The 10886-nt window shown below is 40.7% G+C and carries 14 protein-coding genes and 1 pseudogene; 9 read left to right on the forward strand and 6 right to left on the reverse strand.

Going from position 1 to position 10886, the window contains the following annotated elements; translation table 11 throughout:
* The first annotated feature begins 252 nt into the window (after positions 1–252).
* The 4 genes from QZ359_RS03215 to QZ359_RS03230 are packed head-to-tail and all read left to right on the forward strand — an operon-like array spanning position 253 to position 3003.
* The gene (locus QZ359_RS03215) at positions 253–939 is read left to right on the forward strand and encodes an XRE family transcriptional regulator (protein WP_033678242.1); all 687 of its coding nucleotides are present in this window, start codon (positions 253–255) and stop codon (positions 937–939) included.
* Positions 940–942: 3 nt separating this feature from the next.
* Positions 943–2358: a Y-family DNA polymerase gene (locus QZ359_RS03220; RefSeq protein ID WP_293959393.1), complete on the forward strand. Its 1416-nt coding sequence runs from the start codon at positions 943–945 to the stop codon at positions 2356–2358.
* Positions 2355–2717 carry a hypothetical protein gene (locus QZ359_RS03225; protein ID WP_293959395.1) on the forward strand — a complete coding sequence of 121 codons (363 nt, stop codon included), beginning with the start codon at positions 2355–2357 and terminating at the stop codon, positions 2715–2717. Before QZ359_RS03220 ends, QZ359_RS03225 begins: the two co-directional genes overlap by 4 nt.
* On the forward strand, positions 2710–3003 hold the full coding sequence (locus QZ359_RS03230) for a DUF5960 family protein (protein ID WP_023945290.1): 294 nt from the start codon (positions 2710–2712) through the stop codon (positions 3001–3003). The genes QZ359_RS03225 and QZ359_RS03230 overlap by 8 nt, the downstream gene beginning before the upstream one ends.
* Positions 3004–3144: 141 nt before the next feature.
* Here QZ359_RS03230 and QZ359_RS03235 read toward each other — a convergent pair whose 3' ends face one another.
* From QZ359_RS03235 to QZ359_RS03260, 6 genes are read right to left on the reverse strand one after another with little or no spacing between them, the layout of a single operon-like run.
* Complete coding sequence (locus QZ359_RS03235) at positions 3145–3621, reverse strand: glutathione peroxidase (protein ID WP_293959399.1); 477 nt, start codon at positions 3619–3621, stop codon at positions 3145–3147.
* Positions 3618–4196 carry a DUF3278 domain-containing protein gene (locus QZ359_RS03240; protein WP_293959401.1) on the reverse strand — a complete coding sequence of 193 codons (579 nt, stop codon included), beginning with the start codon at positions 4194–4196 and terminating at the stop codon, positions 3618–3620. Before QZ359_RS03240 ends, QZ359_RS03235 begins: the two co-directional genes overlap by 4 nt.
* A gap of 26 nt (positions 4197–4222) precedes the next feature.
* A complete protein-coding gene (locus tag QZ359_RS03245; protein ID WP_293959403.1) occupies positions 4223–4549 on the reverse strand; it encodes a hypothetical protein in 327 nt (108 codons plus the stop codon).
* A gap of 9 nt (positions 4550–4558) precedes the next feature.
* Complete coding sequence (locus QZ359_RS03250) at positions 4559–4801, reverse strand: hypothetical protein (protein ID WP_293959405.1); 243 nt, start codon at positions 4799–4801, stop codon at positions 4559–4561.
* Positions 4802–4811: 10 nt separating this feature from the next.
* Positions 4812–5354: a DUF3278 domain-containing protein gene (locus QZ359_RS03255; RefSeq protein ID WP_261048434.1), complete on the reverse strand. Its 543-nt coding sequence runs from the start codon at positions 5352–5354 to the stop codon at positions 4812–4814.
* Positions 5355–5369: 15 nt separating this feature from the next.
* Positions 5370–5564, reverse strand: coding sequence for a helix-turn-helix transcriptional regulator (locus tag QZ359_RS03260; RefSeq protein WP_001082470.1), 195 nt, complete (start codon positions 5562–5564; stop codon positions 5370–5372).
* 166 nt (positions 5565–5730) lie between these two features.
* On the opposite strand from QZ359_RS03260, the gene rsmH reads away from it, so the two are divergent.
* The 5 genes and pseudogenes from rsmH to QZ359_RS03285 form a co-directional block, all read left to right on the forward strand.
* Positions 5731–6681: a 16S rRNA (cytosine(1402)-N(4))-methyltransferase RsmH gene (gene rsmH, locus QZ359_RS03265; protein WP_261048432.1), complete on the forward strand. Its 951-nt coding sequence runs from the start codon at positions 5731–5733 to the stop codon at positions 6679–6681.
* A gap of 9 nt (positions 6682–6690) precedes the next feature.
* A complete protein-coding gene (ftsL, locus tag QZ359_RS03270; RefSeq protein ID WP_000227822.1) occupies positions 6691–7008 on the forward strand; it encodes a cell division protein FtsL in 318 nt (105 codons plus the stop codon).
* A gap of 3 nt (positions 7009–7011) precedes the next feature.
* The gene (pbp2X, locus tag QZ359_RS03275; RefSeq protein WP_261048430.1) at positions 7012–9264 is read left to right on the forward strand and encodes a penicillin-binding protein PBP2X; all 2253 of its coding nucleotides are present in this window, start codon (positions 7012–7014) and stop codon (positions 9262–9264) included.
* 1 nt (position 9265) lies between these two features.
* Positions 9266–10246, forward strand: a complete 981-nt coding sequence (gene mraY, locus QZ359_RS03280; RefSeq protein WP_293959447.1) for a phospho-N-acetylmuramoyl-pentapeptide-transferase — start codon at positions 9266–9268, stop codon at positions 10244–10246.
* A 338-nt stretch (positions 10247–10584) separates the two neighbouring features.
* Positions 10585–10886 (forward strand): annotated as a pseudogene (locus tag QZ359_RS03285) (ATP-dependent Clp protease ATP-binding subunit); the annotation flags it as partial.

Raw genomic sequence — 10886 nt, forward strand, 5'->3', positions numbered from 1 at the left:
CTTCGTCAGTCTTATCTACAACCTCAAAACAGTGTTTTGAGCAACCTGCGGCTAGTTTCCTAGTTTGCTCTTTGATTTTCATTGAGTATAAAACTCACGATGTTTCTGCTTTTCCTAGTGGACATTTGTCTACTTTTTTTATATAATAAAACTAAACCATAATGGTTGAGTTTTGAAATTATGGATTCAAGCATCGATTAGTCTTTCTAAGGGAGATAGTGTCCATTAAAGCATCATAATAGGAGGTGAAGTATGTATCAGCCAGAAAAATTAAAGGCTCGGAGGAAAGAGTTAAAACTGACACAGAAGGAAATTGCAGAGCAACTTGGGATTAGTTTCCAAGCTTACTCAGCTTGGGAACGTGGAGTCAAGGAACCGTCCAAGGAGAAAGTTACTCAGTTAGAGAATATTTTAAAAGTGCCAAAAGGATATTTTACTCAGATCGAGATTGTCCGTCTCTACCATAGCCTCTCCAAGCAAGGGCAGGAGAAGGTTGTTCTCTATGCTCGCAACCTATCTCAAGAGGAGCAAGCCCAGAAAGTGATAGCTATGCCAGAGCGCCTCTACGAGTACCGTGTTTATGAACGCATGTCAGCAGGTATTGGGGCTTCGGTCTACGATGATCAGAATTTTGATACGGTTTACTTTAATGAGGAATTGGCTCATGATTTTGCGTCATGGGTGTCTGGGGACTCCATGGAACCTAAATACCAAAATGGTTCAGTAGCTCTGATTCGAGAGACAGGATTTGACTATGACGGGGCGGTTTATGCAGTGGTTTGCAACAACCAGACCTATATCAAACGGGTCTATCGAGAGGAGAATGGATTGCGTCTGGTCTCTATCAATCCTAAATACAAGGATATTTTCATCTCCTATGAGGAAGATCCTCGGATTGTTGGCATTATCGTTGGGAATTTTGTACCGATGGAGGGCTAGTCAATGGGCTACTTTGATTATTCCAGAGAGCCCCAAAGTGACATTGCCTTTGTCGATATGAAATCCTTTTATGCTAGTGTTGAGTGTGTGAAAAGGGGCTTACATCCGCTGAAAACCTCGCTTTGTGTCATGAGTCGCGCGGATAACTCAACTGGTCTTATCCTAGCCTCCTCTCCCCTGTTTAAGAAGATTTTTGGCAAGTCAAATGTTGGTCGGGCCTATGATTTGCCTTTTGATATCAAAACGCGAAAATTTTCCTATTACAATGCTCGAAAGCAAGGGCTACCTACCGACTCAGACTATGTTCGCTACATCGAAGATTGGGCTCAAGTGACCTTGATTGTGCCACCCAGGATGGATGAGTACATCGCAGTCAATATGGAAATTCAGCGAATCTTTCAGAATTATGGCAGTCCAGATGATATTTATCCCTACTCTATCGATGAGGGTTTTATTGACCTGACTAGTTCGCTCAACTATTTCATCCCAGATAAGAGTCTCTCTCGCAAAGACAAGCTGGATTTGCTATCTGCTCGTATTCAGAGGGATATTTGGAGGCAGACAGGAATCTACTCTACAGTAGGTATGTCAAATGCCAATCCTTTACTGGCCAAGTTGGCTCTGGATAATGAGGCTAAGCACACTCCAACCATGAGGGCCAACTGGTCTTACCAGGATGTGGAAGAGAAGGTCTGGTCCATTCCCAAGATGACCGACTTTTGGGGAATTGGCAGGCGGATGGAGAAACGCTTGCATGCTCTGGGGATTTTTTCCATCAAGGAATTGGCAATCAGCAATCCCGACCAGCTAAAGAAAGTTCTGGGTCAGGCTGGCTTGCGTTTGTGGTTTCATGCTAACGGGATTGATGAGAGCAATGTTCATAAGCCCTATAAAGCCAAATCCAAGGGATTGGGGAATTCTCAAATCTTGCCGAGAGACTACGTGAAGCTACGGGATATTGAAATTATTCTCCGAGAAATGGCGGAGCAGGTGGCTATTAGACTGAGAAGATCTGGAAAGAAAACAACCCTTGTCTCTATCTATGTCGGTTTCTCTAAACAGGAGGTTAGGTCGTCTATTCACACACAAATGAAGGTCGAACCGACCAATAATACAGCTGTCTTAACGGATTATGTTTTGAAGCTATTTCATAACAAATACACTTCAGGAGCAGTCAGAAGTGTCGGAGTAAACTATTCAGGCTTTGTAGACGAGTCCTTTGGTTTGATTTCCCTATTTGATGATGTTGATAAGTTAGAAAAAGAAGAAAGGCTCCAGACGGCCATTGACTCCATTCGGGAACAATTTGGTTTCACTTCCCTTTTAAGAGCCAATGCACTGGAAGAAGCCTCTAGGAGTCTTGCTAGAAGCAAGCTGATTGGGGGACATTCTGCTGGAGGATTAGATGGATTAAAATGATTGATCGTTCTTATTTACCCTTTCAATCCGCGCGAGATTATCAAGATCCAGGTATGCAGAAATGGATGGGATTTTACCTTTCAGAACATACCAGTTCGCTTAGGGAAGAAAAAAAACGTGTTGATTTTTCGATAGATTTGGACCCAGTTGAGAAACTACATTTACTTTCTCAGCTTTATATTAGCCAGCTAAAGGGATTATTTGTGGTTAAGGAAAAGAGGCAGAAGGCGACTATCATCGGTGAGGTGAGGGAGTTATCACATCAGACTCTATCTATTAGGACAAACGAGGGATATAGGTTGATAGAGGTTGCAGATATCCTCGAAATTCGGCTGTGGGAGGAGGGAGTTTATGACTAGAAAAGAGTTGTATGAAAACAAACTGCAGATGGATTATTTTTCAGATGACTATATTCGTTTTGAAGAGGATTTTCAAAAATACTCTGCCATGAACGTACCTTTGACTTTCTTGATTGATGACATTCTACGAACCATGGCGATGAATCAGAAAAACTACTTTGTCTTAAACAAGGAAAATGCCAAGGATGGGCGGGAGCATAGCTTTTATTTTAGGGTGGTAACGGAAAAAGCGTGTCCTAGAAATAGGACCTATACATACTCAGGAGTCAAGAATAGCAGTCAGTAGTGCCTTGTCTGCTATGAATGTATCATTTTTACAACACTTCATGTTTCATATCATGGGGTGTTTTTCTATTTAAGTCAAAGCCAATCAAAAAATCTCACTATTCTTAGGCTAAAGGAGAACTAATAATAGTGAGATTGTGAATTATAGTAGTTTTTGTATCGCCTCTTCAATTTGTTTTGGGTCTGTTTTTGAAGAGAAGCGTTCAAAGACTTGCCCATCACGATCGATGAGAAATTTAGCGAAATTCCATTCGATTCGTTTTCCTAGTGGGCCAGATTTTTGTTCTTTCAACCAAACATAGAGAGGGTCTGCTTCCTTACCGTTAACCTTGATTTTGGCAAAGCGTGGGAAAGTAGTTTGATAATGTAGGCTACAGAAGCTGTTGATTTCCTCTGCGCTGCCTGGTGCTTGTCCCATAAACTGATTGCAAGGGAAGTCTAAAATCTTAAATCCCTGATCTTGATAGCGGTCATAGAGTTCTTGGAGTCCTTGGTACTGGGGCGTTAAACCACATCCGGTAGCAGTATTGACAACCAAGAGAACCTTGCCACGATAGGCATCTAGGGGAGTTTCTTGATGGTCTTGGTTCAAGACTGAAAAATCGTATAGTGAAGTCATTGCTTGCTTTTCTCCTTCTGTTTGGTATTTTTAGGAGTTTTTTCCTCCTGTAGTGATAGAAAGCCGTAGGTCAGGGTTCCAAAAATGCTACCGATAATCAGGCCATACATCAGTAAAGGAACACTTTTATCGAATTGCATGAGTAACTTCACAAAATCTGAAAGGGACATCTGCTGAACGAAGACTTTATGAAAGATGAGTAGGGTAAAGAGGCCAATCTGAAGGCCAATAAACACAACCCAGCTTCGGAATTTGATTTGGCTCTTGCTGTAGGTTTTAAGGATGATTTCTGACTTATCATCTTTTTCCAGATGGAGTTCTTTGACGGCTCTTTGAGTTTTTAAAGTAATGAAAAAAATGAGTCCAGAGTAAACGTAGGGCATGGCATAGCGAACAGCTTCTATGAAGCGTCCAAATAAGAGATAAAACAAGAAGAGGAAGAAGGAAGAATAAACGATTTGGATCATGGAACGGGCGCAAGCCTTGTAGATAATCTCTTGTCGGCATTCATCAAAAGGGCCTTGGATGTGAAAGAGATTTCGAAGTAGGCGAGTGGTGAAGTCTTCTTTTTTCATACTAGTAACCTCCTAAATGAGCAGTTTTACTGACTTTCTTTTACGAATTGATAGAGATAATAAAGATAAATGATAGAAGAAAGGCTAGCGATAGTGAGCAGTAAATAATATTTCCAACCGCTTGAGATGAGCATCAGTTGTGGTAAAGATAGAATCATAAAGTACAGTGCTAAGTTAAGTGTGCGCGTTTTTGGGGAGTCAATCTTTAGATAAGTCAGTCCTTTGTTAAGTGCTAGAATAAAGACTAGCACGAGGAATGTCTCGTCGATTGGCAAATTCCCTGAAACGATGATGAAGATGAGCAGAGAACTGAACAAAATGTGATAGGTAAGTAAAGTTAGCAATGATTTCATAGGTACCTCCTAATCCTGGTCTTTTTTAGCTCTTGCAATACGAAGTGAGTCGACAATATGTATCATCACTCCGAAAAAGAAAGCTCCCAGTATAGTTTTAAAAATATGTTTTGTATTTAGAAGAGAACTGATAAAATTTGAATTTTCACTTGTTAGGGTATCAATGAGTGGAATTATAAAAAATATCACTGTTCCATAAATCGAACCTGCTTTCAGACCAGGATAACGTGACTGTTTCTTTTCTTTTTTCATGAGTTTCCTCCTAATCATTATTCTGGTCTTCCTTGGCTTTTGCAATGCGACGGGAGATGAGAAACTGTATGCTCGCTCCGAAGAAGACAGAACCTAGAATGCTTGATACAGCATTTCTTATAGTGAGAAGAGACTGAAAATAGTCCTGACTCTCACCTAGCAGTATATGGAGGAGAGGCGTTATAAAAAACATCCATAGGCCAAAGAACAAACCTGCTTTCAGACCAGGGTAGTGTAGTTGCTTACTTTCTTTTTCACTCAGCATATCTGGATCAATGGCTGTGATGCCTGTTTTCTTGGTTTGGGAGAGTACATAGAGAGCAGAAATCATCGAAATGCCGAATATCACAATAGGATAGCCGATAGCGACAATTTGCGGATATTTATAAGCAAGGACAAAGGGAATAAGATTACCTAAAGTCATGAGGTAAAAGAGAATCACAAAGATTTTATTACCGATACGGTCAGCTTCGCGCCGTTTGTGTTCGTCAAGAGGGCCAGAAATGCCATAAATGCGTTTGATTAGTTTTTCAGTGAAGGTTTCTTTTTTCATGAGTTGGCTCCTTTTTTAAAAATCATCCTCCCAAAAGAGACTGTTGAGGTCAGTTTGGAGGCTGCGGGCGAGATTGAGACAGAGTTCCAGAGTTGGGTTGTACTTGTCGTTTTCAATCATGTTGATGGTTTGTCTCGAGACACCTATATCCTTGGCGAGCTCGAGCTGGGAAATGCCCAGTTCTTTGCGAAATTCTTTCACACGGTTCATCTGTTCTCCTTTCTGATTTGTGTCGTATATATTTGACTATATTATATTCTTCTATAGATTGAATGTCAAGCATATTTGACATATTTCTTAAAGAAATCTTACTTGTTTTTTGCCTATTTGTCTGACTAGTGCAAGCTGGTCGGATTTGTGGTAAAATAGATAAGATATGACAAAAGAATTTCATCATGTAACGGTCTTACTCCGCGAAACGATTGATATGCTCGACGTAAAGCCTAACGGTATCTACGTTGATGCGACTTTGGGTGGAGCAGGCCATAGCGAATATTTATTGAGTAAATTAAGTGAAAAAGGCCATCTCTATGCCTTTGATCAGGACCAGAATGCCATTGACAATGCACAAGAACGCTTGGCACCTTACATTGAAAAGGGGATGGTGACTTTTATCAAGGATAACTTCCGTCATTTGCAGGCACGTTTGCGCGAAGCTGGTGTTCAGGAAATTGATGGAATTTGTTATGACTTGGGAGTATCTAGTCCTCAGCTGGACCAGCGTGAGCGTGGTTTTTCTTATAAAAAGGATGCGCCACTGGACATGCGCATGAATCAGGATGCTAGTTTGACAGCCTATGAAGTGGTGAATCACTATGACTATCATGACTTGGTTCGTATTTTCTTCAAGTATGGTGAGGATAAATTCTCTAAACAGATTGCGCGTAAGATTGAGCAAGCTCGAGAAGTCAAGCCTATCGAGACTACGACTGAGTTAGCAGAGATTATCAAGTCGGCCAAACCTGCCAAGGAACTTAAGAAGAAGGGGCATCCTGCTAAGCAAATTTTCCAGGCTATTCGGATTGAAGTCAACGATGAGCTGGGAGCCGCAGATGAATCTATCCAGCAGGCTATGGAGATGTTGGCTCTAGATGGTAGAATCTCAGTGATTACCTTCCATTCGCTAGAAGACCGCTTGACCAAGCAATTGTTCAAGGAAGCTTCAACGGTTGAAGTTCCCAAAGGTTTGCCCTTCATCCCAGATGATCTCAAGCCCAAGATGGAATTGGTATCCCGTAAGCCAATCTTGCCAAGCGCAGAAGAATTAGAAGCCAATAACCGCTCGCACTCAGCCAAGTTGCGCGTGGCCAGAAAAATTCACAAGTAAGAGGAAAAAATGGTAGATAAAAAAGAAACAACCAGTCAATTCTTGCAGAATCGTATAAAAAAATTCTCCCGTGTGGAGAAGGCTTTTTATCTTTCCATTGCGTTTACAGCTCTTGTTTTGGCGCTTAGTATTATCTTTATGCAGACTCGACTCCTACAAGTACAAAATGATCTGACAAAAATCAATGCGCAGATAGAGGAGAAAAAGACAGAATTAGATGATGCCAAACAAGAGGTAAATGAATTGTTGAGGGCAGAACGCTTGAAAGAAATCGCAAATTCTAAGGACTTAAAATTGAATAACGAGAATATTCGATCAGCGGAGTAAGATATGAAGTGGACAAAAAGAATAACCCGATTTGCGATTAGAAACCGTAAATCTCCAGCAGAAAACCGTAAAATAGTAGGGAAGTACATCAGCTTGTTAGCTGTCGTACTTTTCGCTGTCTTTTTGGTTAATTTTGCTGTTATTATCGGGAGTGGTAGTAAATTTGGAACGGATCTAGTCAAAGAGGCCAAGAAAGTTCACCAAATAACCCGTACAGTCCCTGCCAAACGTGGGACTATTTATGACCGAAATGGAGTCCCGATTGCTGAGGACGCAACCTCCTATAATGTCTATGCTGTTATTGATAAAAAATACAAATCAGCAACTGGTAAAATTCTTTATGTAGAAGATGCCCAGTTTAATAAGGTAGCAGAGGTTTTCCATAAGTATCTGGATATGGACGAGGCTTATGTTAAAGAACAATTGTCTCAACCGAATCTGACTCAAGTTTCTTTTGGTGCCAAAGGAAATGGGATTACCTATGCCAATATGATGGCTATTAAAAAGGATTTGAAAGACGCTAGTGTTGAAGGAATTGACTTTACAACTAGCCCTAACAGAAGCTATCCAAATGGACAATTCGCTTCTAGTTTTATTGGTTTAGCTCAACTCCATGAAAATGAAGATGGGAGCAAGAGTTTGCTGGGAACTTCTGGGATGGAGAGTTCCTTGAACAGTATTCTTGCAGGGAAAGACGGTATTATTACCTATGAAAAAGATCGTCTGGGTAATATTGTCCCTGGAACAGAACAAGTTTCCCAGCAAACGGTAGATGGCAAGGATGTTTATACAACTATTTCCAGCACCCTTCAGTCCTTCATGGAGACCCAGATGAATGCCTTTCAAGAAAAAGTAAAAGGCAAGTATATGACAGCAACCTTGGTCAGTGCCAAAACAGGGGAAATTCTTGCAACAACGCAACGGCCGACCTTTGATGCCGATACTAAGGAAGGGTTGACCAAGGACTTTGTTTGGCGTGATATCCTCTATCAAAGCAACTATGAGCCAGGGTCAACTATGAAGGTCATGACACTAGCTGCTGCTATTGACAATAACACTTTCCCAGGAGGAGAAGTTTTCAATAGTAGTGAATTAAAAATAGCGGATGCGACAATTCGAGATTGGGATGTTAATGGTGGTTTGACGACTGGTGGGATGATGACTTTCTTACAAGGTTTCGCTCACTCCAGTAATGTTGGAATGAGTCTACTTGAACAAAAAATGGGAGATGCTACTTGGTTGGATTATCTAAACCGCTTTAAGTTTGGGGTGCCGACGCGTTTTGGTCTGACTGATGAGTATTCAGGTCAATTGCCTGCAGATAATATTGTTGATATTGCCATGAGTGCATTTGGTCAGGGGATTTCTGTAACGCAGACCCAGATGCTACGTGCTTTTACAGCCATTGCCAACGATGGAGTTATGCTGGAGCCAAAATTTATAAGTGCTATTTATGATACTAACAATCAGTCTGTACGAAAGTCTCAAAAAGAGATTGTAGGAAAACCTGTATCTGAAGATGCAGCAAGCTTGACTCGTACTAACATGATATTAGTTGGGACGGACCCTCTATATGGAACTATGTATAATCACCAAACAGGAAAGCCAATTATAACAGTTCCTGGACAAAATGTAGCAGTTAAATCCGGTACGGCTCAAATCGCTGATGAGAAAAATGGAGGCTACTTGGTTGGTTCTACCAATTATATTTTCTCAGTTGTGACTATGAATCCTGCTGAAAATCCTGATTTTATCTTGTATGTAACGGTTCAACAGCCTGAGCATTATTCAGCTGTCCAGTTGGGAGAGTTTTCCAATCCAATCTTGGAGCGGGCTTCAGCGATGAAAGAATCTCTGAACCTTCAATCTCCAGCTAAGAATTTAGATCAAGTGACGACAGAATCTTCGTATGCAATGCCTAGCATCAAGGATATTTCACCTGGTGATTTGTCGGAAGCCTTACGTCGAAATGTTGTGCAACCAATCGTTGTTGGTACTGGAACAAAGATTAAAGAGACTTCTGTAGAAGAAGGAAAAAATCTTGCACCAAACCAACAAGTTCTCCTTTTATCGGATAAGGTAGAAGAAATTCCAGATATGTATGGCTGGAAAAAAGAGACTGCTGAGGCCTTTGCTAAATGGTTGGATATTGAGCTAGAATTTGAAGGTTCAGGTTCCGTCGTCCAAAAGCAAGACGTTCGGACCAATACAGCTATCAAAAACATTAAAAAAATTAAATTAACTTTAGGAGATTAACATGATTAGTTCCATCAGTGCTGGAATTGTGACATTTTTACTAACTTTAGTGGGAATTCCGGCCTTCATCCAATTTTATAGAAAGGCGCAAATTACAGGCCAGCAGATGCATGAGGATGTCAAACAGCACCAGGCAAAAGCTGGGACTCCTACAATGGGGGGGCTTGTTTTCCTCATTGCTGCAGTTGTTGTGAGTTTCTTCGTCGCTCTGTTTTCAAAACAATTGACCAATAATGTCGGTATGGTTTTGTTTATTTTGGTCTTGTATGGTTTGGTTGGTTTTTTAGATGACTTCCTCAAGGTCTTCCGTAAAATCAATGAGGGCCTTAATCCCAAACAGAAATTGGCTCTTCAGCTGCTAGGTGGCGTCATTTTCTACCTTTTTTATGAGCGTGGGGGCGATATGCTCTCTGTCTTTGGCTACCAAGTGCATTTAGGGATTTTCTATATTATCTTCGCTCTTTTCTGGCTAGTCGGTTTTTCAAACGCAGTCAACTTGACAGATGGTATTGACGGTCTAGCTAGTATTTCCGTTGTGATTAGCTTGTCTGCCTATGGAGTTATTGCCTATGTGCAAGGTCAGATGGATATCCTTCTAGTGATTCTTGCCATGATTGGTGGTTTGCTTGGTTTCTTCGTCTTTAACCATAAGCCTGCTAAAGTCTTTATGGGGGATGTGGGAAGTTTGGCCTTAGGTGGAATGCTGGCAGCTATCTCTATGGCCCTCCACCAAGAATGGACTCTCTTGATTATCGGAATTATTTATGTCTTTGAAACAACTTCGGTCATGATGCAAGTCAGCTATTTCAAACTGACAGGTGGTAAACGTATTTTCCGTATGACGCCTGTGCATCACCATTTTGAGCTTGGAGGATTGTCTGGTAAAGGAAATCCTTGGAGCGAGTGGAAGGTTGACTTCTTCTTTTGGGGAGTAGGGCTATTAGCAAGTCTCTTGACCCTAGCAATTTTGTATTTGATGTAAGAATGGCACCCTGACGTTTCAGGGTGTTTTTGCATTCTAAAAAATATTGGTCAATTAAAGTCAAAATCCTTGACCTTTTCTGACTAATGTAGTATATTATAAACGTAAGGTAAATGAAAGCCTTACTAGAACACTTATTTAAAGTAAAGTAGAAAGAGGTGTGTCTATGTTTAATCTAGAAATCTTCAGAAGTAAAGATAGTCTACTCCTGCTTGAAAAAGAAAAACCAGAAATAGTACGTAGAGTAGCGATTTAGCTAGTCTAAATTTTTTAAAACAAAGGTCAAAGATAGTCAATATCAGTAATTATAACTAAGTAAACAAAAAGAGGTAAAGAATATGAACAACAACTTTAATAATTTTAACAACATGGATGATTTATTTAACCAATTGATGGGTGGTATGCGAGGATATAGTTCTGAAAATCGCCGTTACTTGATTAATGGACGTGAAGTCACACCTGAGGAATTTGCTCACTATCGTTCAACTGGTCACTTACCAAGAAATGCAGAAACTGATATGAAAATGCAACAACAGGCATCAGGTATGAAACAAGATGGTGTCCTTGCTAAACTGGGTCGAAACTTGACAGCAGAAGCGCGTGAGGGCAAGCTGGATCCTGTTATCGGACGAAACAAGGA

Origin of the sequence: Streptococcus sp. (assembly GCF_019414905.1) — a bacterium.
Taxonomy (GTDB): domain Bacteria; phylum Bacillota; class Bacilli; order Lactobacillales; family Streptococcaceae; genus Streptococcus.

Coding starts and splice junctions, on each gene's coding strand:
- QZ359_RS03215 (WP_033678242.1), top strand. CDS start 253: ATGTATCAGCCAGAAAAATTAAAGGCTCGGAGGAAAGAGTTAAAACTG.
- QZ359_RS03220 (WP_293959393.1), top strand. CDS start 943: ATGGGCTACTTTGATTATTCCAGAGAGCCCCAAAGTGACATTGCCTTT.
- QZ359_RS03225 (WP_293959395.1), top strand. CDS start 2,355: ATGATTGATCGTTCTTATTTACCCTTTCAATCCGCGCGAGATTATCAA.
- QZ359_RS03230 (WP_023945290.1), top strand. CDS start 2,710: ATGACTAGAAAAGAGTTGTATGAAAACAAACTGCAGATGGATTATTTT.
- QZ359_RS03235 (WP_293959399.1), bottom strand. CDS start 3,621: ATGACTTCACTATACGATTTTTCAGTCTTGAACCAAGACCATCAAGAA.
- QZ359_RS03240 (WP_293959401.1), bottom strand. CDS start 4,196: ATGAAAAAAGAAGACTTCACCACTCGCCTACTTCGAAATCTCTTTCAC.
- QZ359_RS03245 (WP_293959403.1), bottom strand. CDS start 4,549: ATGAAATCATTGCTAACTTTACTTACCTATCACATTTTGTTCAGTTCT.
- QZ359_RS03250 (WP_293959405.1), bottom strand. CDS start 4,801: ATGAAAAAAGAAAAGAAACAGTCACGTTATCCTGGTCTGAAAGCAGGT.
- QZ359_RS03255 (WP_261048434.1), bottom strand. CDS start 5,354: ATGAAAAAAGAAACCTTCACTGAAAAACTAATCAAACGCATTTATGGC.
- QZ359_RS03260 (WP_001082470.1), bottom strand. CDS start 5,564: ATGAACCGTGTGAAAGAATTTCGCAAAGAACTGGGCATTTCCCAGCTC.
- rsmH (WP_261048432.1), top strand. CDS start 5,731: ATGACAAAAGAATTTCATCATGTAACGGTCTTACTCCGCGAAACGATT.
- ftsL (WP_000227822.1), top strand. CDS start 6,691: ATGGTAGATAAAAAAGAAACAACCAGTCAATTCTTGCAGAATCGTATA.
- pbp2X (WP_261048430.1), top strand. CDS start 7,012: ATGAAGTGGACAAAAAGAATAACCCGATTTGCGATTAGAAACCGTAAA.
- mraY (WP_293959447.1), top strand. CDS start 9,266: ATGATTAGTTCCATCAGTGCTGGAATTGTGACATTTTTACTAACTTTA.